Below are 24450 nucleotides of genomic sequence, written 5' to 3'. Positions count from 1 at the left end.
TGTGGGGCCTTAGCTCAGCTGGGAGAGCGCCTGCTTTGCACGCAGGAGGTCAGCGGTTCGATCCCGCTAGGCTCCATTGGTGAGAGATCACCAAGTAATGCACATTGAAAATTGAATATCTATATCAAATAGTAACAAGAAAATAAACCGAAACGCTGTAGTATTAAAAGAGTTTATGACTGAAAGGTCAAAAAATAAGGTTAAGTTAATAAGGGCGCACGGTGGATGCCTTGGCACTAGGAGCCGAAGAAGGACGTGACAAACGACGATATGCCTTGGGTAGCTGTAAGTAAGCGATGATCCAGGGATTTCCGAATGGGGGAACCCAACAGGTATTACCTGTTACCCGCATCTGTTAAGGATGTGAGGAGGAAGACGCAGTGAACTGAAACATCTAAGTAGCTGCAGGAAGAGAAAGCAAAAGCGATTGCCTTAGTAGCGGCGAGCGAAACGGCAGGAGGGCAAACCGAAGAGTTTACTCTTCGGGGTTGTAGGACTGCAATGTGGACTCAAAGATTATAGAAGAATGATTTGGGAAGATCAGCCAAAGAGAGTAATAGCCTCGTATTTAAAATAGTCTTTGTACCTAGCAGTATCCTGAGTACGGCGGGACACGTGAAATCCCGTCGGAATCTGGGAGGACCATCTCCCAACCCTAAATACTCCCTAGTGACCGATAGTGAACCAGTACCGTGAGGGAAAGGTGAAAAGCACCCCGGGAGGGGAGTGAAATAGAACCTGAAACCGTGTGCCTACAACAAGTTCGAGCCCGTTAATGGGTGAGAGCGTGCCTTTTGTAGAATGAACCGGCGAGTTACGATATGATGCGAGGTTAAGTTGAAGAGACGGAGCCGCAGGGAAACCGAGTCTGAATAGGGCGCCTTAGTATCATGTCGTAGACCCGAAACCATGTGACCTACCCATGAGCAGGTTGAAGGTGCGGTAAGACGCACTGGAGGACCGAACCAGGGCACGTTGAAAAGTGCTTGGATGACTTGTGGGTAGCGGAGAAATTCCAAACGAACTTGGAGATAGCTGGTTCTCTCCGAAATAGCTTTAGGGCTAGCGTCGACATAAAGATTCTTGGAGGTAGAGCACTGTTTGGGTGAGGGGTCCATCCCGGATTACCAATCTCAGATAAACTCCGAATGCCAATGAATTATGGTCGGCAGTCAGACTGCGAGTGCTAAGATCCGTAGTCGAAAGGGAAACAGCCCAGACCACCAGCTAAGGTCCCAAAATAATTGTTAAGTGGAAAAGGATGTGGGGTTGCACAGACAACTAGGATGTTAGCTTAGAAGCAGCTATTCATTCAAAGAGTGCGTAATAGCTCACTAGTCGAGTGACCCTGCGCCGAAAATGTACCGGGGCTAAAACAATTTACCGAAGCTGTGGATACCTTTATAGGTATGGTAGGAGAGCGTTCTATGTGTGAAGAAGGTATACCGTGAGGAGTGCTGGAACGCATAGAAGTGAGAATGCCGGTATGAGTAGCGAAAGACAGGTGAGAATCCTGTCCACCGTAAGACTAAGGTTTCCAGGGGAAGGCTCGTCCGCCCTGGGTTAGTCGGGACCTAAGGAGAGACCGAAAGGTGTATCCGATGGACAACAGGTTGATATTCCTGTACTAGAGTATGTAGTGATGGAGGGACGCAGTAGGCTAACTAAAGCAGACGAATGGAAGTGTCTGTCTAAGCAGTGAGGTGTGATATGAGTCAAATGCTTATATCTATAACATTGAGCTGTGATGGGGAGCGAAGTTTAGTAGCGAAGTTAGTGACGTCACACTGCCAAGAAAAGCTTCTAGCGTTTAAACATACTCTACCCGTACCGCAAACCGACACAGGTAGTCGAGGCGAGTAGCCTCAGGTGAGCGAGAGAACTCTCGTTAAGGAACTCGGCAAAATGACCCCGTAACTTCGGGAGAAGGGGTGCTGACTTTAAGTCAGCCGCAGTGAATAGGCCCAAGCAACTGTTTATCAAAAACACAGCTCTCTGCTAAATCGTAAGATGATGTATAGGGGGTGACGCCTGCCCGGTGCTGGAAGGTTAAGAGGAGTGCTTAGGAGTAATCCGAAGGTATGAATTGAAGCCCCAGTAAACGGCGGCCGTAACTATAACGGTCCTAAGGTAGCGAAATTCCTTGTCGGGTAAGTTCCGACCCGCACGAAAGGCGTAATGATTTGGGCACTGTCTCAACGAGAGACTCGGTGAAATTTTAGTACCTGTGAAGATGCAGGTTACCCGCGACAGGACGGAAAGACCCCATGGAGCTTTACTGCAGTTTGATATTGAGTGTCTGTACCACATGTACAGGATAGGTAGGAGTCTATGAGATCGGGACGCCAGTTTCGAAGGAGACGTTGTTGGGATACTACCCTTGTGTTATGGCCACTCTAACCCGGATAGGTTATCCCTATCGGAGACAGTGTCTGACGGGCAGTTTGACTGGGGCGGTCGCCTCCTAAAAGGTAACGGAGGCGCCCAAAGGTTCCCTCAGAATGGTTGGAAATCATTCGCAGAGTGTAAAGGTATAAGGGAGCTTGACTGCGAGAGCTACAACTCGAGCAGGGACGAAAGTCGGGCTTAGTGATCCGGTGGTTCCGTATGGAAGGGCCATCGCTCAACGGATAAAAGCTACCCTGGGGATAACAGGCTTATCTCCCCCAAGAGTTCACATCGACGGGGAGGTTTGGCACCTCGATGTCGGCTCGTCGCATCCTGGGGCTGTAGTCGGTCCCAAGGGTTGGGCTGTTCGCCCATTAAAGCGGCACGCGAGCTGGGTTCAGAACGTCGTGAGACAGTTCGGTCCCTATCCGTCGCGGGCGTAGGAAATTTGAGAGGATCTGCTCCTAGTACGAGAGGACCAGAGTGGACTTACCGCTGGTGTACCAGTTGTCTTGCCAAAGGCATCGCTGGGTAGCTATGTAGGGAAGGGATAAACGCTGAAAGCATCTAAGTGTGAAACCCACCTCAAGATGAGATTTCCCATGATTTTATATCAGTAAGAGCCCTGAGAGATGATCAGGTAGATAGGTTAGAAGTGGAAGTGTGGCGACACATGTAGCGGACTAATACTAATAGCTCGAGGACTTATCCAAAGTAACTGAGAATACGAAGTGTGAGGTTTTTTTGGTATTTGATAGATATTCAATTTTGAGTAGGTATTACTCAGAGTTAAGTGACGATAGCCTAGGAGATACACCTGTACCCATGCCGAACACAGTAGTTAAGCCCTAGAACGCCGGAAGTAGTTGGGGGTTGCCCCCTGTGAGATATGGAAGTCGCTTAGCTCGAGGGAGTTTAGCTTAGTTGTAATTGAGAGGAAATCGAAATTACAATCGGCGGATGAGAGAAACGAAGTTTCTTACCGTTGGCTGAGCTAGACTCCGCCCTTTGGGAGTTTAGCTCAGCTGGGAGAGCATCTGCCTTACAAGCAGAGGGTCAGCGGTTCGATCCCGTTAACTCCCATAGGTCCCGTAGTGTAGCGGTTATCACGTCGCCCTGTCACGGCGAAGATCGCGGGTTCGATTCCCGTCGGGACCGTTTAAGATAACGGAAGTTATTTTAGACTCGTTAGCTCAGTTGGTAGAGCAATTGACTTTTAATCAATGGGTCACTGGTTCGAGCCCAGTACGGGTCATATTTGCGGGTTTGGCGGAATTGGCAGACGCACCAGATTTAGGATCTGGCGCTTAACGGCGTGGGGGTTCAAGTCCCTTAACCCGCATAATAGAAATCAGCCGGCTTAGCTCAGTTGGTAGAGCATCTGATTTGTAATCAGAGGGTCGCGTGTTCAAGTCATGTAGCCGGCATTTTTTTATATAGAATAAGAGGTCGATGCGAACGTAGTTCAGTGGTAGAACACCACCTTGCCAAGGTGGGGGTCGCGGGTTCGAATCCCGTCGTTCGCTTAGAGAGGCCGGGGTGGCGGAACTGGCAGACGCACAGGACTTAAAATCCTGCGATTGGTAACGATCGTACCGGTTCGATTCCGGTCCTCGGCATATAATGATGAGCACCCTTAGCTCAACTGGATAGAGTACCTGACTACGAATCAGGCGGTTAGAGGTTCGACTCCTCTAGGGTGCATTTTTTTATTTAACGCGGGAAGTAGCTCAGCTTGGTAGAGTACTTGGTTTGGGACCAAGGTGTCGCAGGTTCGAATCCTGTCTTCCCGATTGATTACGAGGATACTTAAGGGTATCTTTTTTTATTTACTAAGGAGATTCTGAGAGTCTTCTTTTTTGTTTACGGAACAAATTTGTATAAACTGGCAGTGCTTAAGGAATGGTACTAGTCATATATTTTCTTTAATTATGGTAAAATAGTAAGAGAATAATGTGAGGAAAATGAATGTCAAGTAAGTTTGAAATTTTAATGAATCAACTAGGAATCTCTGAACAATTGAGACAGAATCCTGCTCTTGTTGATGCCAGAATTGAGCGTGTTGTGGTTCATAAAATTAGTAAGATTTGGGAATTTCATTTTGTATTTTCTAATATTTTACCGATTGAAATCTTTTTAGAGTTAAAGAAAGGGCTTGGTGAAGAATTTTCTAAGACAGGAAACCGAGCTGTTTTCGAAATCAAGGCTCTTTCTCAAGAATTCTCTAATGAACTCTTGCAGGCCTACTATAGAGAGGCTTTTTCTGAAGGTCCATGTGCAAGTCAGGGGTTTAAATCTCTTTACCAGAATTTAAACGTTCGTGCGGAGGGAAATCAACTCATTATTGAAGGTTCAGAGGCGATTGATAAGGAGCACTTTAAGAAGAATCATCTTCCTAATTTGGCAAAGCAACTCGAAAAGTTTGGTTTTCCAGCTTTTGTATGCCAAATAGAAAAGAATGATGCTCTTACACAAGAGCAGGAGAAAGCCTTCCATACGGAGAATGAACAGATTGTTCAAGCTGCCAATGAGGAAGCGCTCCGGGCTATGGAGCAACTGGAACAAATGGCTCCTCCTCCAGTAGAAGAGAAGCCAGCCTTTGATTTTCACGCTAAAAAGGCTGCGGCCAAGCCTAAACTAGATAAGGCTGAAGTCACCCAGATGATCGACGTGACGACTGAGGAAAATCGCCTGGTCTTTGAAGGGGTCGTTTTTGATGTGGAGCATAAGGTGACCAGAACTGGTCGCGTTTTGATCAACTTTAAAATGACAGACTACACTTCAAGTTTTTCAATGCAAAAATGGGTTAAGAATGAAGAAGAAGCTCAGAAGTTTGACATCATTAAGAAGAATTCTTGGCTCCGAGTTCGTGGGAATGTGGAGATGAATAACTTCACACGTGATTTGACCATGAACGTGCAGGATGTGCAGGAAGTTGTTCACTATGAGCGGAAGGATTTGATGCCAGAAGGTGAGCGTCGGGTTGAGTTTCATGCTCATACAAATATGTCGACTATGGATGCTCTACCAGAGGTAGAGGAGATCGTTGAGACAGCTGCTAAGTGGGGACACAAGGCGGTTGCCATCACGGACCATGGAAATGTTCAATCTTTCCCACACGGCTATAAGGCGGCCAAGAAAGCTGGAATCCAGCTGATCTATGGAATGGAAGCCAATATTGTGGAGGACCGTGTTCCAATCGTTTATAACGAAGTGGAGATGGACTTGTCAGAAGCGACCTACGTGGTCTTTGACGTTGAAACGACGGGACTTTCAGCTATCTATAATGACCTGATTCAGGTTGCGGCTTCTAAGATGTATAAGGGAAATGTTATTGCCGAATTTGATGAATTTATCAATCCCGGGCATCCCTTGTCAGCCTTTACTACTGAGTTAACAGGTATTACAGATGATCATGTTAAAAATGCCAAACCACTGGAACAAGTTTTACAAGAATTCCAAGAGTTTTGCAAGGATACAGTTTTAGTTGCTCACAATGCTACCTTTGACGTTGGCTTTATGAATGCCAACTATGAGCGTCATGGTTTGCCTAAGATTAGCCAGCCAGTTATCGATACGCTGGAGTTTGCTAGAAATCTCTATCCTGAGTATAAACGCCATGGTTTGGGACCTTTGACTAAGCGTTTTGGTGTAGCACTTGAACACCACCACATGGCTAATTACGATGCGGAAGCTACTGGTCGTCTGCTTTTCATCTTTATCAAAGAAGTAGCAGAAAAACATGGTGTGACCGATCTGGCTAGACTCAATATTGATCTAATCAGTCCAGATTCTTATAAAAAAGCTCGGATTAAACATGCGACCATTTATGTCAAGAATCAAGTTGGTTTAAAAAATATTTTTAAGCTGGTTTCTTTGTCTAACACCAAGTATTTTGAAGGGGTGCCACGGATACCGAGAACGGTTCTAGACGCCCATCGGGAGGGCTTGATTTTGGGGTCGGCTTGCTCGGAAGGTGAAGTTTTTGACGCAGTCGTTTCCCAAGGTGTGGACGCGGCGGTTGAAGTGGCCAAGTATTATGACTTTATCGAGGTCATGCCACCAGCTATCTATGCTCCCTTGATTGCCAAGGAACTCCAGACTATTATCAAGAGTTTGATAGAGGTTGGGGACCGTCTTGACAAGCCTGTTCTAGCTACGGGAAATGTCCACTATATTGAACCGGAAGAAGAGATTTACCGTGAAATTATTGTCCGTAGTTTGGGTCAGGGGGCTATGATTAACCGGACCATTGGTCACGGTGAACATGCCCAACCAGCACCGCTACCGAAGGCTCATTTTAGAACGACCAATGAAATGTTGGATGAATTTGCTTTCTTGGGAGAAGATTTAGCACGCAAATTAGTCATTGAAAACACCAATGCCTTGGCAGATATCTTTGAACCTGTTGAGGTTGTTAAGGGTGACTTGTACACGCCTTTCATCGACAAGGCGGAAGAAACTGTCGCCGAGCTGACCTATAAGAAAGCTTTTGAGATTTATGGCAATCCGCTGCCAGATATCGTTGATTTGCGGATTGAAAAAGAATTAACTTCCATTCTGGGGAATGGATTTGCCGTGATTTATCTGGCATCGCAGATGCTGGTGCAACGTTCCAACGAACGGGGCTACTTGGTGGGTTCTCGTGGATCTGTCGGTTCCAGTTTTGTTGCGACTATGATTGGGATTACGGAGGTTAACCCTCTCTCTCCTCACTATGTCTGTGGTCAGTGTCAGTATAGTGAGTTTATCACGGATGGTTCTTACGGTTCAGGGTTTGATATGCCCAATAAGGATTGTCCAAAGTGTGGTCACAAACTCAGCAAAAATGGACAGGATATTCCTTTCGAGACCTTCCTTGGTTTTGATGGGGACAAGGTTCCCGATATTGACTTGAACTTCTCGGGAGAAGACCAGCCTAGCGCCCATTTGGATGTGCGTGATATTTTTGGTGAGGAATATGCCTTCCGTGCAGGAACGGTTGGTACGGTAGCTGCTAAGACTGCCTATGGATTTGTAAAGGGCTATGAGAGAGACTATGGGAAGTTTTATCGTGATGCAGAGGTGGAACGTCTTGCCCAAGGTGCTGCCGGTGTCAAGCGCACAACGGGACAACACCCGGGGGGAATTGTTGTTATTCCTAACTACATGGATGTTTACGACTTTACGCCTGTTCAGTATCCAGCGGATGACGTGACGGCTGAATGGCAGACGACTCACTTTAACTTCCACGATATCGATGAGAATGTCCTCAAACTCGATGTGCTGGGACATGATGATCCGACCATGATTCGGAAATTACAGGACTTGTCTGGGATTGACCCTAATGAAATTCCTATGGATGATGAAGGTGTCATGGCCCTCTTTTCTGGAACTGATGTGCTAGGTGTGACGCCTGAGCAAATCGGTACGCCGACGGGTATGCTGGGGATTCCAGAGTTTGGAACCAACTTTGTACGTGGGATGGTAGACGAGACGCATCCGACGACTTTTGCAGAGTTGCTTCAGCTATCAGGTCTATCCCACGGTACCGATGTGTGGTTGGGAAATGCTCAGGATTTGATCAAGCAAGGAATTGCGGACCTATCAACCGTTATCGGTTGTCGGGACGACATCATGGTTTACCTCATGCATGCGGGTCTTGAACCTAAGATGGCCTTTACCATCATGGAACGGGTACGTAAGGGCTTGTGGTTGAAGATCTCCGAAGAGGAGAGAAATGGCTATATCGAAGCCATGAAGGCCAATAAGGTGCCAGAGTGGTATATCGAGTCCTGTGGGAAAATCAAGTATATGTTCCCTAAGGCCCATGCGGCAGCCTACGTTATGATGGCCTTGCGTGTAGCCTACTTCAAGGTTCACCATCCGATTTATTATTACTGTGCTTACTTCTCTATCCGCGCCAAGGCCTTTGATATCAAGACCATGGGTGCGGGCTTGGATGCCATTAAGCGTAGAATGGAAGAAATCGCTGAAAAAAGGAAGAATAATGAAGCCTCTAATGTGGAAATTGACCTCTATACAACTCTTGAGATTGTCAATGAAATGTGGGAACGTGGCTTTAAGTTTGGCAAGTTAGATCTATACCGTAGTGATGCGACTGAATTCATCATTGATGGAGATACCCTCATCCCACCATTTGTAGCAATGGATGGTCTGGGAGAGAACGTTGCTAAGCAGTTGGTGCGTGCGCGTGAAGAGGGTGAGTTCCTCTCTAAGACAGAACTGCGCAAGCGTGGTGGACTTTCATCAACCTTGGTTGAAAAGATGGATGAAATGGGGATTCTTGGTAATATGCCAGAGGATAACCAGTTGAGTTTGTTTGATGAGTTATTTTAAGAATTAGAATGGAGAACATCTTTATGAAGCTTAGGATTTTTGCGGAAGATAAACCAGCTGAAAAGGTTTTTGACTATCAGCTAGAGCTGGCAGATGAAACAATTATCCTATCGACAGCGCTCTTGTCTGGTGCCATTGCTTTAGCAGGATTATTTTCTGCTCTGAAGGAAAAATAACAAAAGAAAAGGAAGAATAGAATGGTTTTACCAAATTTTAAAGAAAATCTAGAAAAATATGCGAAATTGTTGGTTGCAAACGGTGTGAATGTGCAACCGGGTCACACTTTGGCTCTCTCTATCGATGTGGAGCAACGTGAGTTGGCTCACTTAATCGTCAAAGAAGCTTATGCACTTGGAGCACACGAAGTTATCGTTCAATGGGCAGATGACTTTGTAAATCGCGAGAAATTCCTCCACGCGCCAATGGAGCGTTTGGACAATGTGCCAGAATACAAGATTGCTGAGATGAACTATCTCTTGGAGAACAAGGCTAGCCGTCTTGGAGTTCGCTCATCTGATCCAGGTGCCTTGAACGGAGTAGACGCTGACAAGCTTTCAGCTTCTGCCAAAGCTATGGGACTTGCCATGAAGTCAATGCGTATCGCAACGCAATCCAACAAGGTTAGCTGGACTGTAGCAGCTGCAGCAGGGCTTGAGTGGGCTAAGAAGGTCTTTCCAAATGCTGCGAGCGATGAAGAAGCAGTGGACCTCCTTTGGGATCAAATCTTCAAAACTTGCCGTGTCTACGAAGAAGATCCTGTTAAGGCTTGGGAAGAACATGCAGCAATCCTTAAGAGCAAGGCGGAAATGCTCAATAAAGAGCAATTCTCAGGCCTTCACTACACAGCGCCAGGGACAGATTTGACACTTGGTTTGCCAAAAAACCACGTTTGGGAATCAGCTGGTGCTATCAATGCACAGGGAGAAGGTTTCTTGCCAAATATGCCAACAGAAGAAGTCTTTACGGCTCCTGACTTCCGTCGTGCAGATGGCTATGTAACCTCTACAAAACCACTTAGCTATAACGGAAATATCATCGAAGGGATTAAGGTGACCTTTAAAGACGGACAAATCGTAGACATCGCTGCTGAGAAGGGTGATCAGGTCATGAAAGACCTTGTCTTTGAAAATGCGGGTGCGCGTGCCTTGGGTGAATGTGCCCTGGTACCAGATCCAAGTCCAATTTCTCAATCAGGTATTACCTTCTTTAACACCCTTTTCGATGAAAATGCGTCCAACCACTTGGCTATTGGTGCTGCCTATGCGACTAGTGTTGTTGGTGGTGCAGAGATGAGCGAAGAAGAACTTGAAGCTGCTGGACTGAACCGTTCAGATGTTCACGTTGACTTTATGATTGGTTCTAGCCAAATGGATATCGATGGTATCCGTGAGGATGGCACACGTGTACCACTCTTCCGTAATGGAGACTGGGCAATTTAAGGAGAAGTTATGCTTGGAAGTATGTTTGTTGGTCTCCTAGTGGGACTCTTGGCAGGTGCTTTGACCAATCGTGGAGAGAGCATGGGATGTTTTGGGAAAATGTTTCTCGGCTGGATTGGTGCCTTTCTGGGCCACCTGCTCTTTGGAACTTGGGGTCCAATTATAGCAGGAACGGCCATTATCCCAGCTATTTTAGGAGCTATGATTGTCTTAGCTATTTTCTGGAGACGAGGAAGTTAGTTTCTTGAAAAATTAGAAAAAAGGAGGTTGGTCACTTGGACTAGCCTCCTTTTGAGTATGATATAATAGTTCTATGAGATTAGATAAATTTTTAGTTGCCTGCGCTGTGGGAAGTCGGACAGAGGTCAAAAACTTGCTCAAGGCTGGACGCGTGACGGTCAATGGCAAGAAAGAAAAATCAGCTAAACTGCAGATTGACGAAGAAAGAGACCAAATTCGTTTTGACGGTCAAGTGCTAGAGTACGAGGAGTTTGTTTACTACATGATGAACAAGCCCCAAGGAGTCATTTCAGCGACTGAGGATTCTAAACACAGAACAGTGTTGGACTTGTTGGATGATATTGCTCGCGCCAAGGAAGTCTTTCCAGTGGGGCGCTTGGACATTGATACCCATGGTCTCCTGCTCTTGACTAATGACGGCAAGCTGGCCTATGCTCTTCTTTCACCAAAACGTCATGTGGATAAGACCTATTTGGCTCAAGTCGAGGGAATCATGAGCCAAGAAGACGTGGAGACATTTGCTAAGGGGATTCCGCTCAAGGACTTTACCTGCCAGCCAGCTAAACTGGAGCTTGTATCAGTAGATCCAGAAAAAAATCAAAGTCTGGTTCGTGTGACCATTGCTGAAGGGAAGTTTCATCAAGTCAAACGAATGGTGGCCTACTGTGGCAAGGAAGTGGTGAACCTACAACGTTTGACGATGGGAACTTTAGTTTTGGATGAGAACTTAGAACGAGGAGAATGGCGTCGTTTGACCAAGGAGGAGTTAGAAAATCTCCTTGCTAGTATTGCTTAATTGGGTTTATGTTAGAAAAGGTGAGGAGAATGTCCTTGCCTTTTTCGTTTTTCAGTTGCTTCCTTTGTGAAAAGAGTTATAATAGACAGTAGAATAAAAGGAGGAATCTATGAACGCGATTCAAGAATCATTTACAGATAAACTATTTGCCAACTATGAAGCAAATGTCAAATACCAAGCAATCGAAAATGCTGCCAGTCACAACGGAATTTTTGCAGCCCTAGAGCGTCGCCAAAGCCATGTCGACAATGCACCTGTTTTCTCATTGGATTTGACCAAGGACAAGGTAACCAACCAGAAAGCGTCTGGTCGTTGCTGGATGTTTGCAGCTCTCAACACCTTCCGCCACAAACTCATCTCTCAATACAAACTGGAGAACTTTGAGTTGTCACAAGCCCACACATTCTTCTGGGACAAGTACGAGAAATCCAACTGGTTCTTGGAGCAAGTGATTGCGACTGCAGACCAAGAATTGACGAGCCGCAAGGTTAGCTTCCTACTCCAAACTCCACAACAAGACGGTGGTCAATGGGATATGGTCGTTTCTCTCTTTGAGAAATACGGTGTTGTGCCTAAGTCAGTTTATCCTGAGTCAGTTTCATCTAGCAGTAGCCGTGAGCTAAATGCAATCCTCAACAAATTGCTTCGCCAAGATGCTCAAATCTTGCGTGACTTGCTTGCTGCTGGTGCAGACCAAGCGACTGTTCAAGCTAAGAAAGAAGACCTCTTGCAAGAAATCTTTAACTTCCTTGCTATGTCACTAGGGCTTCCACCACGTAAATTTGACTTTGCTTATCGCGATAAGGATGATAACTACCAAAGTGAAAAAGGAATCACACCACAGGAATTTTACAAGAAATATGTCAATCTTCCTCTAGAAGACTATGTTTCTGTTATCAATGCTCCAACTGCTGACAAGCCTTACGGCAAATCTTACACAGTTGAGATGTTGGGAAATGTGGTTGGTAGCCGTGCAGTTCGCTACATCAACGTTCCTATGGAGCGCTTGAAAGAATTGGCGATTGCCCAAATGCAGACAGGAGAAACTGTTTGGTTTGGTTCAGATGTCGGCCAGCTCAGCAACCGCAAAGCCGGGATCCTTGCGACAGATGTTTATGACTTTGAATCAAGTATGGATATTCAACTGACTCAAGACAAGGCTGGACGTTTGGACTACAGCGAAAGCTTGATGACCCACGCTATGGTCTTGACAGGTGTTGATTTGGATGAAAATGGCAAGTCAACTAAGTGGAAGGTTGAAAACTCATGGGGAGACAAGGTCGGTACAGATGGTTACTTCGTCGCCTCAGACGCTTGGATGGATGAATACACCTATCAAATCGTTGTCCGTAAGGAATTGCTGACAGCAGAAGAACAAGCTGCTTATGAAGCAGAACCAATCGTACTTGCACCATGGGATCCAATGGGAGCCTTGGCAGAATAAAGCATAAAGAAAAGAGGTTAGGGAAATCCTAGCTTCTTTTTTAAGTCCTTCTTAAAGTGGGGATAGATGATGCTTGCCAAGGGAGTTCTTCTTATTTTGAGTATTTAAGTGACAGAGAAAAAGATATGTGTTACTATAGTAGTACAAAAGGATATCGGAGTAGAAATGAAGTATTTAAGCAGTCAAGACATCAAGGATCGTCAACGAAATATCAGCGACATTAAACCCTATAAAACAACCAAGGAAATCGTCGTTTCAAATATCTTTACCTTTTTTAATGCTATGAACTTGGCTCTGGCAGTTCTGGTAGCCACAACCTTGCGATTTGAAAATATGCTCTTTTTAGGTGTGATTGCTATCAATACAGCCATTGGGATTTTCCAAGAAGTGCGTTCAAAAAATGCCTTAGAAAAGCTGAGTTTGCTTGGTAAAAGTAAGTACAGAGTCAACCGAGATGGTCAAACGATTGAGGTTGCTCCAGAGGACATCGTTCTAGGCGAGTACCTGCATCTCAATCTGGGAGATCAGGTACCTGTCGATGCAGAAGTGCTTGAAGGAAATATTGAAGTTGATGAGTCCTTGCTGACGGGTGAGAGTGATTCGATCTTTAAAACAGTTGGTGACCAGCTGATGAGCGGAAGCAATGTCGTCAGCGGTACTTGTCTGGTTATGGCAACGGCTGTGGGTCCAGATAGCTATATTAACAAACTCGCAAAATCCAGCAAGGAATTCAAAAAATACCCTTCTCAACTGCGCGATTACATGGATAAGATTTTAAAAATCGTCTCCATCTTGCTGGTGCCAGTTGCCATTCTGCTCTATGTCAGAGGTTTTAGTCTAGGACGGTCTTATGTTGAGATCGTCTTGGGAAGTTCAGGTGCCTTGGTCGGCATGATTCCAGAGGGCTTGATTCTCCTAGTTAGTGTGTCCCTAGCAGTAGCAGCTATGAAGCTGGCTAAAAAGAAGGTTCTGGTACAGGAGCTATACTGTGTAGAGACCTTGGCACGTGTAGATGTTCTCTGTTTTGATAAGACAGGAACCATCACGACTGGTAATATGAAGGTTCAAGAAATGGATGCTAATTTAGTAGAGAAACTATCTTCTTATCTGGCTTATTTTGAGGATGAAAATGCGACATCGCGAGCTCTGAAGACTTACTTAACCTGTGAGAAAAAGTGGGAAGTTCAAGAAGTTGGTGCCTTTTCAAGCAAAAACAAGTATTCCTTTGTCCAAGTAAAAGATGGTGGGACTTACTTTTTCGGTGCTTATGAGTTTCTAGGCTTTACCCAGCCGATGGATGCCTACTATGAGCATCTGAAACAGCAAGGTTTTCGAATTTTGTCCCTTGCTTATAGCAAGGACCAGATTACGGCTCCAGCTAATATGGAACTACTAGGCCACGTCGTTCTGTCAGATGAAATCAAGGATAATACCAAGGAAACCTTTGACTATTTCGAATCTCAAGGTGTTGAAGTGAAGATTATCAGTGGTGATAATCATGTGGCTGTATATGGGGTGGCTCGTAAGGCAGGTTTTAAGGAAGAAGCGCGGGCGATTGACATGACCAAGGTGAGCGATGATGACTTTGAAAGAGTGGTCTTGGAACACGATATCTTTGGTCGGGTGACACCTGAACAGAAGCAAAAGATGGTATCTATTTTGCAAAATGCTGGTAAAACAGTTGCCATGAGCGGTGATGGAGTCAACGATGTTCTAGCTCTCAAAAAAGCAGACATCAGTTTTGCTATGAATGGTGCTACTAGCGCAGCCAAAAGTGTATCCAATATTGTTTTTCTCACAGATGACTTTGCAGTATTTTATGATATCTTGATGGAAGGACGCCGTGTCATCAACAACATCCAAAAGGTAGCCTCTCTTTTTCTAACAAAGACCTTCTTCTCCATCGTTTTTGCCATTTTGAGTGTGATCTTTGGTTTGGAATTTGCCTTTATCCCCATTCAGTTTACAATCATTTCAGCCATTACGATTGGGATTCCATCTTTCTTCCTAACTTTTGAGTCCAATAAAGAAAAGGTCAGCACACATTTTATGCGAGATATTTTGACCAATGCTGCGATTGGTGGTGGCATTCTAGTCGCTAGTGTACTCTTGACGAACTTCTTTATCACTGTCCCTGGTCAGGTCAAATTTATTTGCTTCCTCCTTGCCCTGATCAATGGTCTGTGTCTGGTTGCCAAGGTCAGCCTGCCATTTAATCGATACAAACTAGTCTTGCTCATACTTTTGAGCCTTGCAGCCCTTGTTGGAGTGCTTGTCAATACCTTTATACTGCAAGGAGCGTATGTGCCTTTAGAAACCACCCAAGTCGTCTATGTAGCCATCCTAGCAGTGGTGATTGGAGGCTTGCATTATCTGACTAGAAGAAAAAGTTGATACACAAAAAGAATCAGGTTTAATCCTGATTCTTTTTTATCTATATTCTCAATTGCTTGGATTACATGATACCGAAGAAACGAGCTGCAATACCTACTGCAAAGAGAGCAAGGATGATTGCGATTGGTGATACTTTTTTCTTAAGCAACCACATGCAGAGGAAAGTAAGGAGAAGTCCCATCAATCCTGGAATCAATGAGTCCAACTGACCTTGAAGCGTTTGTGGTTGAACTCTATCTAGGCTCATACCACTAAGCGCTTGACCAAGAATGCCCTTCAACTCAGCTCCTGTAACAGGACCTTCTGGGAAGTTGATGTAGGCACCTTCTGACAATTGTTTGCCTGGAAGGTTGATAGTGAAGTTGATGGATACCCAACGTTGTACAAGAACGGCAAGGATGAACATACCAAGGATAGAAGCACCTTTAGTGATGTCTTTCAAGATACCACCAGACATGTCTTTAGTGATCTCAGATCCAGCTTTGTAACCGAACTCTTGTGTGTACCATAGGAAGGCCATACGGATAGCATTCCATCCGAAGAAGAAGAGAAGTGGACCAACAAGGTTACCAGATGCAGCAAGTGATGCACCAAGAGCTCCAAGGATAGGACGAACTGTAAACCAGAATACTGGGTCACCGATACCAGCAAGAGGTCCCATCATACCGATTTTAACCCCTTGGATAGCCGCGTCGTCGATTTCAACACCGTTAGCGCGCTCTTCTTCAAGTGCAAGAGTAACCCCCATGATTGGAGCAGCGACGTATGGGTGAGTGTTGAAGAATTCAAGGTGGCGCTCAAGAGCAGCCGCTTGGTCTTCTTTTTTAGTGTACAATTTTTTGATAGCTGGGATCAATGAGTAAGCCCAACCCAAGTTTTGCATACGTTCGTAGTTCCAAGAACCTTGAAGGAATTGTGAACGCCACCAAACTTTTTGACGATCTGATTTTGATAATTGAATTTTTTCAGCCATGATTGTTCCCCTTTCTAGTAGTCTTCTAGGATATCACCGATTGGGTCGTTAGAAGTTGCAGCTCCGCCGCCACCGTTTCCACCTTGTTTTGTAAGGTTAAGGTAGATGAAGGCAAGGGCAACACCGATGACACCAAGGGCAATCAAAGTCAATTGAGAGATTGCTGCAAGAGCAAAACCGATTGCGAAGAATGGCCATACTTCACGAGTTGCCATCATGTTGATAACCATAGCGTAACCAACGGCAACGACCATAGCACCACCGACAGCCATACCACCATTCAACCATTCTGGCATCAATTTAAGAGCATCTTGAACGGCAGAAGCTGGGATAGCGATAAGGAAGGCTGCAGGGATTGCAATACGAAGACCTTGAAGAAGAAGTGCGATAAAGTGAGCACGTTCAACAGCTGCAATATTTCCTTCTTTAGCGGCAGCATCTGCAGTGTGAACCAAACCAACTGAGATTGTACGAACAATCATAGTCAAGAAAAGTCCAGCTACGGCAAGAGGGATAGCTGTTGCTGTTGCGACGGCGATACCTTCAGTAGTAAAGTTACCACCTTTGATCAAGATAATCGCTGCGGCAACAGATGCAAGAGCAGCGTCAGGAGCTACGGCAGCTCCGATGTTTGCCCAACCAAGGGCGATCATTTGAAGAGATCCACCAAGCATAACACCTGCTTCGAGGTTACCAGTTGCAAGTCCGATAAGGGTACATGCGACGATTGGTTGATGGAATTGGAATTGGTCGAGGATACCTTCAAGACCTGCAAGGAAGGCAACAACTACAACCAAGATAGCAGAAATGATTGAAATATCTGACATGGTTTTATTCCTTTTCTATTTAGTTTTAATAAAGTATTTAATCCTGTTTTCAAAAATGATCGAAACAGATTAACATTATTGAACATTTGCTTTCTTAATCAAGTCAAACAAATCTTTTTTCGTGTCGTTTGGTACTTTACGTACGTCAAATTCAACACCGAGGTCACGCAATTTTTCAAAGGTTGCAACGTCTTCTTTGTCCATAGACAAAACGTTGTTAATCATTGTTTTACCTGTTGAGTGAGCCATAGAACCAACGTTAAGGGTCTTGATTGGCACGCCACCTTCGATAGCACGAAGTGCATCTTGTGGAGTTTCAAACAAGATAAGGGCATGAGTTTCTCCGAAACGTGGGTCTTTTGCAACGTCGATCAATTTCTGGATTGGGACAACGTTGGCTTTTACTCCATTAGGAGCTGCTTGTTTGATCAATTCTTTACGCAACTCGTCGTTTGCAACGTTGTCTGAAGCAACGATGATACGATCTGCTTTTGAATCTGGAGTCCAAGCAGTGGCAACCTGACCGTGAAGGAGACGAGTGTCTAGACGAGCAAGGTTGATTTTCAGTTTACCGTCACCGATAACTGTTCCTTCTGGAATAGCAGCTTGTGAAACTGGAGCAGCTGCAGCAGTTGCAACTTCCTCAACTGGGTTAAGCTCTTCTGGAAGAGCCTTGATGCCATCTTTGGCTTCTTTAATGATATTCGCAGCGACTTTATCCACACCTGCATTCGCGTCCATAAGGCGCTCTGTGTAGGCTTGGATCAACATCGGCAAGTTCAGTCCTGTGATGATGGCAAACTTACGTTCTGGATTTTCTCCCATTACGCGGCTAGCTTGGTTGAATGGAGATCCACTCCAAAGGTCAGCCAATACTAGAACCTCATCTTCTGCGTCAAATGCAGCCACAGCGTTGTTGAATTTAGCGTAAAGGTCATCTGGACCTTCATTTGGCATAAAGGTTACAACTTGAACCTTTTCTTGTTCACCAAAGATCATAGATCCTGACTGATGAATACCCGCAGCAAATTCGCCGTGGCTCGCAATAATGATTCCGATACTCATTATTGTCATTCCTCCTTATAAAATGTTTGACTGTATGTTTAAGAAAACTTTAAGCCTAACCTTAAGTATAAACCGTTTTCATATAAAAATCAACTACTTTTTCTAAAAAGATGTAAAAGTTTTCATAGAATGACTTTTTAAAAATATTAATATATAAATGCTTTTGAGAGATAAATGAAAATGGTAATAGAAAATTTAATATAAAAATACAGAAAATGAGCCGCTTTTGTGAAAATGGAATGAAAACAAAAAGGAAAGATTGCGACCGTGCAATCTTCCCTTTTATAGGAATAAATTTTGTAAAGCGTGGGCAACTCCATCTTCTTCGTTGGTCAGAGGAAGTTGTTCGTCTGCATATGGAAGAAGAGCAGGATTGGCGTTTTTCATAGCATATCCCTTGCCTGCAAATGCCAACATTTCAGTGTCATTATGCTCATCACCAAAGGCGATTAAGTCTTTTTTATCACGATTCATCACATTGAGCAAGTACTCTAGAGCAAATGCCTTGTTTACACCTTTGGGAGTACACTCGAGGATGTTGAGGGGACCGCCCCAGGTATTGATAGCTAGTTGGTGCTGATAAAAACGATTCATTTCGTCCGCTAAAGCGTATTTGTCTTCAGCCCTTGTTTGCAAAAGGATGCAGTTGGGATCTTTGGTTACTCGTTCAGGTTTGAATTGATTTTCCGGCCGGAAGTTCTCTACGCCAAATAGTTTAGGATCCGCAATTTCTTCATTCGGAGTCGTGATATAGAATTTTTTTCGATATTCTCCTGCAATAAAATCAGCCTGGATGTCCTCCGTGCGCTTGACCATGTCTAGGAGGTATTTTTTGTCCAAGGTCAAGCACTTTTCATGCTCCCAAGCCTGTCCTGGTAGATGGGTAAGAGAACCATTAAAGTTAATCATGGGAGTATGCAATTCTAGCTCACGGTAGAAATCTTTTGCCATACGATACGGACGTCCCGTCGTGATGATAACATGGTGTCCTTTTTCTGAAATTTTTTTGATTGTCTCTTTGGTGAAATCGGAGAGCTTGCTTTCACTATTCAGCAGGGTTCCGTCCAAATCGACTGCGATAATTTTTTTAGTCATATAAACCTTCCTAGTCGTTTCCAGATAAGATGTCTTCTATTATATCAAAAAGAAGGAAGAAAAGCAGATAAGAACAAAAACTACAGTTGCTTTGATTTATTAAACAAATCAAACAAACATATTGAAAAGGTGAATGATAAATGATATAATACTAATATTGTTCGTAAAAAACAAAAGGAGATTAAAGATGGACAAACTATTTAAACTAAAAGAGCACGGGACAGATGTTCGTACAGAGGTGCTTGCTGGTTTAACAACATTCTTTGCAATGAGTTATATTCTCTTTGTAAACCCTCAAATGCTTTCCCAAACGGGTATGCCTGTTCAAGGTGTGTTCTTGGCAACGATTATCGGTTCTGTAGTCGGTACCTTGATGATGGCTTTCTATGCTAATTTGCCCTACGCACAAGCACCAGGTATGGGATTGAATGCCTTCTTTACATTTACAGTTGTATTTGGGATGGGCTATACTTGGAAAGAAGCTCTTGGTATGGTCTTCATTTGTGGAATTATTTCACTGATTATTACCTTGACAAATGTTCGTAAAATGATCATCGAATCTATTCCCACAACACTTCGTTCAGCTATTTCGGCTGGTATTGGTGTTTTCCTTGCCTATGTTGGGATTAAGAATGCTGGTCTCTTGAAATTCTCAATCGATCCAGGTACTTATACTGTAGCAGGTGAAGGAGCGGACAAGGCTCAAGCTGCACTTACAGCAAACTCAGCAGCTGTTCCAGGCTTGGTAGACTTCAATACTCCAGCCGTATTGGTGGCTCTTGCAGGTCTGGCTATTACCATCTTCTTTGTTGTTAAAGGCATCAAGGGTGGAATTATTCTTTCTATTTTAACAACGACTGTCCTTGCTATTGCTGTTGGTGTTGTCAAATTGTCAGGGATCGACTTTGCTAGCAATAATCTTTCATCAGCGGTTAATGATTTAGGAACTTTGTTTGGTGCTGCTCTTGGTTCAGAAGGTTTAGGATCTTTGATTTCAAACACTTCGCGTTTACCAGAAACCTTGATGGCTATTCTTGCCTTCTCACTAACGGATATTTTTGATACAATCGGTACTCTTATCGGTACTGGTGAAAAAGTTGGTATCGTTGCGACAAGTGGGGAAAACCATGAGTCAGTTAAATTGGACAAGGCTCTTTACTCTGACTTGGTGGCAACTTCAGTAGGTGCCATTGCAGGTACATCAAACGTTACAACCTATGTTGAGTCTGCGGCGGGTATCGGTGCTGGTGGACGTACTGGGTTGACAGCCCTAGTGGTTGCGATCTGTTTTGCTCTATCTAGCTTCTTTAGCCCACTTCTAGCGATTGTTCCGACAGCTGCAACAGCACCAATTTTGATCATCGTCGGAATCATGATGCTTTCTAACTTGAAAAATATCCCTTGGGATGATATGGCTGAAGCGGTTCCTGCCTTCTTCACATCTATCTTTATGGGATTCAGCTACTCTATCACACAAGGGATTGCTGTTGGTTTCTTGACATATACCTTGACAAAAGTTGTCAAAGGTCAAGCCAAGGATGTGCACGTGATGATTTGGATTTTGGATGCCTTGTTTATCCTTAACTATATCAGTATGGCGCTATAAATGGTATAATAGAAAAAGGGGAGTCTCCCCTTTTTAATTATAAGGAGGTACATCATGAAAGATAAGACGATTTGGCAAGAGGTTTTGAACAGAGGGAAATGGGTGCTCATCCTTTTGGTAGCTTTTGTTCTATCTCAATTTCCCATAGGACTTGCTTTGTTTTTAGCAAACAAACAGTTTCCGATTTTACAGTCAGGGCTCTTAGTTGGTGCCCTATCCATAGTCGTTTTGATTGTATTTATTATTGGTGCACGAAAAACACAACTTGCTACTTTTAATCTATCCTTTTTTAAGGCAAAAGACTTGGCTCGCTTGGTACTGAGTTATCTGGTGATTTTTGCGACAAATCTCTTGGGTTCACTCCTGCTTCGACTAACAAATGAGGCAACAACCAATAACCAATCAATACTGAATGGTTTGGTTCAGAATAGTTCCTTGATTTCAACTTTCTTCCTACTAGTCTTGATTGCGCCGATTTGTGAAGAAATTTTGTGTCGTGGAATTATTCCTAAAAAGATCTTCCGTGGAAAAGAAAAACTAGGTTTTGTTGTTGGTGCAATCGTCTTTGCCTTGCTCCATATGCCAACCAATTTACCTTCTGTAATTATTTATGGAGGAATGTCAACGGTTTTGACTTGGACAGCCTATAAGACTGAGCGTTTGGAGATGTCCATTTTGCTTCATATGATTCTCAATGGTATTGCATTTTGTTTGTTGGCCTTATTGGTATTGATTAGTAGAAATCTAGGTCTATCATTCTAAACCATTGGCCCGCTTGGAAAAGATGAACACTAGCGTGTTCATCTTTTTCTTTTTATGGTAAAATAGAAAGATAATATGGTGAAAAACCTTGAGGGAGTGACCGATATGTCAAGTAAAGCTAATCATGCAAAGACAGCTATTTGCGGAATTATCAACGTAACCCCAGATTCTTTTTCGGATGGTGGGCAGTTTTTTGCTCTTGAGCAGGCACTCCAGCAGGCTCGTAAATTGATAGCAGAAGGAGCGAGCATGCTAGATATCGGTGGAGAATCGACTCGGCCGGGCAGTAGCTATGTTGAGATAGAAGAGGAAATCCAGCGTGTTGTTCCAGTGATTAAAGCTATCCGTGAGGAAAGTGATGTCCTCATTTCTATCGATACTTGGAAAAGTCAGGTGGCAGAGGCCGCCTTGGCTGCTGGTGCCAATCTGGTAAATGACATCACGGGTCTCATGGGAGATGAGAAAATGGCGAATGTGGTTGCGAAGGCTGGAGCAAAAGTGGTTATCATGTTTAATCCAGTTATGGTTCGTCCTCAGCACCCTAGTTCACTCATATTTCCTCATTTTGGTTTTAGACAAGCTTTTACAGAAGAAGAGTTAGCTGACTTTGAAAAAGTGCCAATCGAAAACTTGATGGAGGCTTTCTTTGAACATGCTCTAGCGAGAGCGAACCAAGCTGGAATTGCAAGAGAAAATATTCTGCTGGATCCAGGGATTGGCTTTGGTCTGACCAAGAAGGAAAATCTACTCCTTCTACGGGATCTAGATAAACTACACCAGCAAGGCTATCCGATTTTTCTTGGAGTTTCGCGTAAGCGATTTGTCATCAATATCCTAGAAGAAAATGGCTTTGAAGTCAATCCTGAGACGGAAGTCGGTTTCCGAAATCGGGACACCGCTTCGGCTCATGTAACGACTATCGCTGCGAGACAGGGTGTAGAAGTGGTGCGCGTGCATGATGTTGCCAGTCACAGGATGGCAGTTGAAATTGCCTCTGCTATCCGTTTGGCCGATGATGCAGAAAATCTAGATTTAAAACAATATAAGTAAGATGAACGAAATTCAAAACAATCAGTGGATTGCCCACTACCGGACGGACCAACCGCATTTTGGTTTGGAGCGAATGGTGGAACTCCTAGCTCTGCGAGGCAATCCCCATCTCAAACTTAAGGTCATCCATATCGGGGGGACCAATGGCAAGGGGTCGACCATTGCTTTTTTGAAAAAGATGCTGGAAGGGCTAGACCTGAGAGTTGGGGTGTTCAGCTCGCCCTATCTCATTCATTATACAGACCAGATTAGCATTAATGGGGAATCCATTCCTGAAGCGAAACTAGAAGCTCTCATGGCAGACTATCAGTCTTTGCTTGAGAGAGAATCTGCTGACAATTTGCAGGGAACAACCGAGTTTGAGATTATCACAGCTCTAGCCTATGATTACTTTGCCTCAGAACAAGTAGATGTGGCTATCATGGAAGTCGGCATGGGTGGTCTTTTGGATAGTACTAATGTCTGCCAGCCAATTTTAACAGGAATTACGACCATTGGACTGGATCATGTAGCCCTACTTGGTGACACCTTGGAAGCCATAGCAGAGCAGAAGGCTGGTATTATCAAACAAGGCATTCCATTAGTGACAGGTCATATTGTTCCTGAAGCCTTGACTGTGATAGACTCTATTGCAGAAGCTAAAAATGCGCCTAGACTTACCTATGGAAAAGATTATCAGGTCAGTCACCAAAAGAGTGTGGTGACAGGCGAAATCTTTGATTATACCAGTTCTGTCAGACAAGGGAGCTTTCAAACAGGTCTGCTTGGTTTGCACCAGATAGAGAATGCGGGGATGGCCATAGCTTTACTTGATACTTTTTGTCAAGAAGATAGGCGGGAGTTGGCAAGTAATGACTTGGTTGCTCAAGCTTTGAAAGAGACCAGATGGCCAGGGCGTTTGGAGGTCGTGTCTAGCGACCCCTTGATGATTTTGGATGGGGCCCACAATCCCCATGCTATCAAGGCTTTATTAGCAACCTTGCAAGAACGCTTTGCGGATTATCATAAGGAAATCCTCTTTACTTGTATCAAGACCAAGGCCTTGGAGGATATGCTGGATTTGCTAGAGACGGTGCCAGATAGTCAATTGACTTTAACCCATTTTGACGATAGTCGGGCGACGGATGAAAGCGTGCTGAAAGAGACAGCCAAGTCTAGAAATCTCAATTACCAAATTTGGCAGGATTTTCTAGAGCAGAAATTGACAGATAAAAATGAAGAGAAACAAACAGTTAGGATTGTCACAGGTTCCTTGTATTTCTTGAGCCAAGTGAGAGCCTATCTGATGGAGAGGAAGAACGAGAATGGATACACAAAAGATTGAAACGGCTGTAAAAATGATTATTGAGGCTGTTGGTGAGGACGCTAACCGCGAGGGCTTGCAGGAAACACCTGCTCGTGTAGCTCGTATGTACCAAGAGATTTTTTCAGGTCTTGGCCAAACTGCTGAGGAACACCTGTCAAAATCCTTTGAGATTATCGACGATAATATGGTTGTAGAAAAGGATATCTTTTTCCACACTATGTGTGAGCACCACTTTTTGCCCTTTTATGGGAGAGCGCACATTGCCTACATTCCAGATGGTCGGGTGGCAGGCTTGTCTAAGCTAGCCCGTACGGTTGAAGTTTATTCTAAAAAACCACAAATTCAAGAGCGTTTGAATATTGAGGTGGCCGATGCCTTGATGGACTATCTGGGTGCTAAAGGAGCCTTTGTTGTCATTGAGGCGGAACATATGTGTATGAGCATGCGTGGTGTCAGAAAGCCAGGCACGGCAACCTTGACGACAGTAGCGCGAGGTGTATTTGAAACAGATAAGGACCTCCGAGACCAAGCTTATCGTTTAATGGGACTATAATACCCTTCGAAAATCAAATTCAAACCACGTCAGCTTCACCTTGCCGTAGGTGCGGTTACTGACTTCGTCAGTTCTATCCACAACCTCAAAACAGTGTTTTTAGCTGATTTCGTCAGTTTTATCTACAACCTCAAAGCAGTGCTTTGAGCAACCTGCGGCTAGCTTCCTAGTTT

At 44.3% G+C, this 24450-nt stretch carries 16 protein-coding genes, 10 tRNA genes and 2 rRNA genes; 24 read left to right on the top strand and 4 right to left on the bottom strand.

Annotated features, from left to right (window positions below; translation table 11 throughout):
• Positions 1–3 precede the first annotated feature (3 nt).
• The 19 genes from AXF18_RS02415 (at position 4) to AXF18_RS02320 (ending at position 15040) form a co-directional block, all read left to right on the top strand.
• Positions 4–76 (top strand) — tRNA-Ala (locus tag AXF18_RS02415).
• 122 nt (positions 77–198) lie between these two features.
• Positions 199–3101 (top strand): 23S ribosomal RNA (locus tag AXF18_RS02410).
• Between the two features lie 76 nt (positions 3102–3177).
• Positions 3178–3293 (top strand): 5S ribosomal RNA (rrf, locus tag AXF18_RS02405).
• Positions 3294–3398: 105 nt separating this feature from the next.
• Positions 3399–3471 (top strand) — tRNA-Val (locus AXF18_RS02400).
• Between the two features lie 2 nt (positions 3472–3473).
• A tRNA-Asp gene (locus AXF18_RS02395) sits at positions 3474–3546 on the top strand.
• Between the two features lie 24 nt (positions 3547–3570).
• Positions 3571–3643 (top strand) — tRNA-Lys (locus tag AXF18_RS02390).
• A 5-nt stretch (positions 3644–3648) separates the two neighbouring features.
• Positions 3649–3730 (top strand) — tRNA-Leu (locus AXF18_RS02385).
• Positions 3731–3742: 12 nt separating this feature from the next.
• Positions 3743–3815 (top strand) — tRNA-Thr (locus tag AXF18_RS02380).
• Between the two features lie 27 nt (positions 3816–3842).
• Positions 3843–3914, top strand: a tRNA-Gly gene (locus AXF18_RS02375).
• Positions 3915–3921: 7 nt separating this feature from the next.
• A tRNA-Leu gene (locus tag AXF18_RS02370) sits at positions 3922–4007 on the top strand.
• 11 nt (positions 4008–4018) lie between these two features.
• Positions 4019–4092, top strand: a tRNA-Arg gene (locus tag AXF18_RS02365).
• Positions 4093–4107: 15 nt separating this feature from the next.
• Positions 4108–4181, top strand: a tRNA-Pro gene (locus AXF18_RS02360).
• 175 nt (positions 4182–4356) lie between these two features.
• On the top strand, positions 4357–8727 hold the full coding sequence (locus tag AXF18_RS02355; RefSeq protein ID WP_065371423.1) for a PolC-type DNA polymerase III: 4371 nt from the start codon (positions 4357–4359) through the stop codon (positions 8725–8727).
• 23 nt (positions 8728–8750) lie between these two features.
• Complete coding sequence (locus AXF18_RS02350) at positions 8751–8903, top strand: hypothetical protein (RefSeq protein WP_000776617.1); 153 nt, start codon at positions 8751–8753, stop codon at positions 8901–8903.
• 21 nt (positions 8904–8924) lie between these two features.
• Positions 8925–10166 carry an aminopeptidase gene (locus tag AXF18_RS02345; protein ID WP_065371422.1) on the top strand — a complete coding sequence of 414 codons (1242 nt, stop codon included), beginning with the start codon at positions 8925–8927 and terminating at the stop codon, positions 10164–10166.
• 9 nt (positions 10167–10175) lie between these two features.
• The gene (locus AXF18_RS02340) at positions 10176–10406 is read left to right on the top strand and encodes a GlsB/YeaQ/YmgE family stress response membrane protein (protein ID WP_000901575.1); all 231 of its coding nucleotides are present in this window, start codon (positions 10176–10178) and stop codon (positions 10404–10406) included.
• A gap of 73 nt (positions 10407–10479) precedes the next feature.
• Complete coding sequence (locus tag AXF18_RS02335; protein ID WP_065371421.1) at positions 10480–11202, top strand: pseudouridine synthase; 723 nt, start codon at positions 10480–10482, stop codon at positions 11200–11202.
• A gap of 109 nt (positions 11203–11311) precedes the next feature.
• On the top strand, positions 11312–12646 hold the full coding sequence (gene pepC / locus AXF18_RS02325; protein WP_065371420.1) for an aminopeptidase C: 1335 nt from the start codon (positions 11312–11314) through the stop codon (positions 12644–12646).
• A gap of 165 nt (positions 12647–12811) precedes the next feature.
• On the top strand, positions 12812–15040 hold the full coding sequence (locus tag AXF18_RS02320; RefSeq protein ID WP_065371419.1) for an HAD-IC family P-type ATPase: 2229 nt from the start codon (positions 12812–12814) through the stop codon (positions 15038–15040).
• 61 nt (positions 15041–15101) lie between these two features.
• Here AXF18_RS02320 and AXF18_RS02315 read toward each other — a convergent pair whose 3' ends face one another.
• The 4 genes from AXF18_RS02315 to AXF18_RS02300 all read right to left on the bottom strand — a co-directional run bounded on the left by AXF18_RS02315 (position 15102) and on the right by AXF18_RS02300 (position 19000).
• On the bottom strand, positions 15102–16013 hold the full coding sequence (locus AXF18_RS02315) for a PTS system mannose/fructose/sorbose family transporter subunit IID (protein ID WP_065371418.1): 912 nt from the start codon (positions 16011–16013) through the stop codon (positions 15102–15104).
• A gap of 14 nt (positions 16014–16027) precedes the next feature.
• Positions 16028–16840, bottom strand: coding sequence for a PTS mannose/fructose/sorbose transporter subunit IIC (locus AXF18_RS02310; RefSeq protein ID WP_049490467.1), 813 nt, complete (start codon positions 16838–16840; stop codon positions 16028–16030).
• 75 nt (positions 16841–16915) lie between these two features.
• The gene (locus tag AXF18_RS02305; protein ID WP_000021984.1) at positions 16916–17905 is read right to left on the bottom strand and encodes a PTS sugar transporter subunit IIB; all 990 of its coding nucleotides are present in this window, start codon (positions 17903–17905) and stop codon (positions 16916–16918) included.
• A gap of 282 nt (positions 17906–18187) precedes the next feature.
• Complete coding sequence (locus tag AXF18_RS02300; protein ID WP_000162371.1) at positions 18188–19000, bottom strand: Cof-type HAD-IIB family hydrolase; 813 nt, start codon at positions 18998–19000, stop codon at positions 18188–18190.
• 187 nt (positions 19001–19187) lie between these two features.
• Between AXF18_RS02300 and AXF18_RS02295 the strand changes: the two genes are divergently transcribed.
• The 5 genes from AXF18_RS02295 (at position 19188) to folE (ending at position 24277) form a co-directional block, all read left to right on the top strand.
• The gene (locus AXF18_RS02295; protein WP_000359243.1) at positions 19188–20606 is read left to right on the top strand and encodes an NCS2 family permease; all 1419 of its coding nucleotides are present in this window, start codon (positions 19188–19190) and stop codon (positions 20604–20606) included.
• Positions 20607–20660: 54 nt separating this feature from the next.
• Entirely contained in the window at positions 20661–21368 is a 708-nt protein-coding gene (locus AXF18_RS02290; RefSeq protein ID WP_000653642.1) for a CPBP family intramembrane glutamic endopeptidase, read from the top strand.
• Between the two features lie 75 nt (positions 21369–21443).
• Positions 21444–22418, top strand: a complete 975-nt coding sequence (gene folP / locus AXF18_RS02285; protein ID WP_000240368.1) for a dihydropteroate synthase — start codon at positions 21444–21446, stop codon at positions 22416–22418.
• Between the two features lies 1 nt (position 22419).
• On the top strand, positions 22420–23742 hold the full coding sequence (locus tag AXF18_RS02280) for a folylpolyglutamate synthase/dihydrofolate synthase family protein (RefSeq protein ID WP_065371417.1): 1323 nt from the start codon (positions 22420–22422) through the stop codon (positions 23740–23742).
• On the top strand, positions 23723–24277 hold the full coding sequence (folE, locus tag AXF18_RS02275; RefSeq protein WP_000380933.1) for a GTP cyclohydrolase I FolE: 555 nt from the start codon (positions 23723–23725) through the stop codon (positions 24275–24277). The genes AXF18_RS02280 and folE overlap by 20 nt, the downstream gene beginning before the upstream one ends.
• Positions 24278–24450 lie beyond the last annotated feature (173 nt).

This window comes from Streptococcus sp. oral taxon 064 (assembly GCF_001683375.1).
Taxonomy (GTDB): Bacteria; Bacillota; Bacilli; order Lactobacillales; family Streptococcaceae; genus Streptococcus; species Streptococcus oralis_S.
Note: the sequence above shows the minus strand (reverse complement) of the source record. Positions and strands in the feature narration are given on the sequence as shown.

Bases quoted from the DNA above. Each gene is read 5' to 3' on its own strand.
- AXF18_RS02355 (WP_065371423.1), top strand. From the start codon at position 4,357: ATGTCAAGTAAGTTTGAAATTTTAATGAATCAACTAGGAATCTCTGAA.
- AXF18_RS02350 (WP_000776617.1), top strand. From the start codon at position 8,751: ATGAAGCTTAGGATTTTTGCGGAAGATAAACCAGCTGAAAAGGTTTTT.
- AXF18_RS02345 (WP_065371422.1), top strand. From the start codon at position 8,925: ATGGTTTTACCAAATTTTAAAGAAAATCTAGAAAAATATGCGAAATTG.
- AXF18_RS02340 (WP_000901575.1), top strand. From the start codon at position 10,176: ATGCTTGGAAGTATGTTTGTTGGTCTCCTAGTGGGACTCTTGGCAGGT.
- AXF18_RS02335 (WP_065371421.1), top strand. From the start codon at position 10,480: ATGAGATTAGATAAATTTTTAGTTGCCTGCGCTGTGGGAAGTCGGACA.
- pepC (WP_065371420.1), top strand. From the start codon at position 11,312: ATGAACGCGATTCAAGAATCATTTACAGATAAACTATTTGCCAACTAT.
- AXF18_RS02320 (WP_065371419.1), top strand. From the start codon at position 12,812: ATGAAGTATTTAAGCAGTCAAGACATCAAGGATCGTCAACGAAATATC.
- AXF18_RS02315 (WP_065371418.1), bottom strand. From the start codon at position 16,013: ATGGCTGAAAAAATTCAATTATCAAAATCAGATCGTCAAAAAGTTTGG.
- AXF18_RS02310 (WP_049490467.1), bottom strand. From the start codon at position 16,840: ATGTCAGATATTTCAATCATTTCTGCTATCTTGGTTGTAGTTGTTGCC.
- AXF18_RS02305 (WP_000021984.1), bottom strand. From the start codon at position 17,905: ATGAGTATCGGAATCATTATTGCGAGCCACGGCGAATTTGCTGCGGGT.
- AXF18_RS02300 (WP_000162371.1), bottom strand. From the start codon at position 19,000: ATGACTAAAAAAATTATCGCAGTCGATTTGGACGGAACCCTGCTGAAT.
- AXF18_RS02295 (WP_000359243.1), top strand. From the start codon at position 19,188: ATGGACAAACTATTTAAACTAAAAGAGCACGGGACAGATGTTCGTACA.
- AXF18_RS02290 (WP_000653642.1), top strand. From the start codon at position 20,661: ATGAAAGATAAGACGATTTGGCAAGAGGTTTTGAACAGAGGGAAATGG.
- folP (WP_000240368.1), top strand. From the start codon at position 21,444: ATGGTGAAAAACCTTGAGGGAGTGACCGATATGTCAAGTAAAGCTAAT.
- AXF18_RS02280 (WP_065371417.1), top strand. From the start codon at position 22,420: ATGAACGAAATTCAAAACAATCAGTGGATTGCCCACTACCGGACGGAC.
- folE (WP_000380933.1), top strand. From the start codon at position 23,723: ATGGATACACAAAAGATTGAAACGGCTGTAAAAATGATTATTGAGGCT.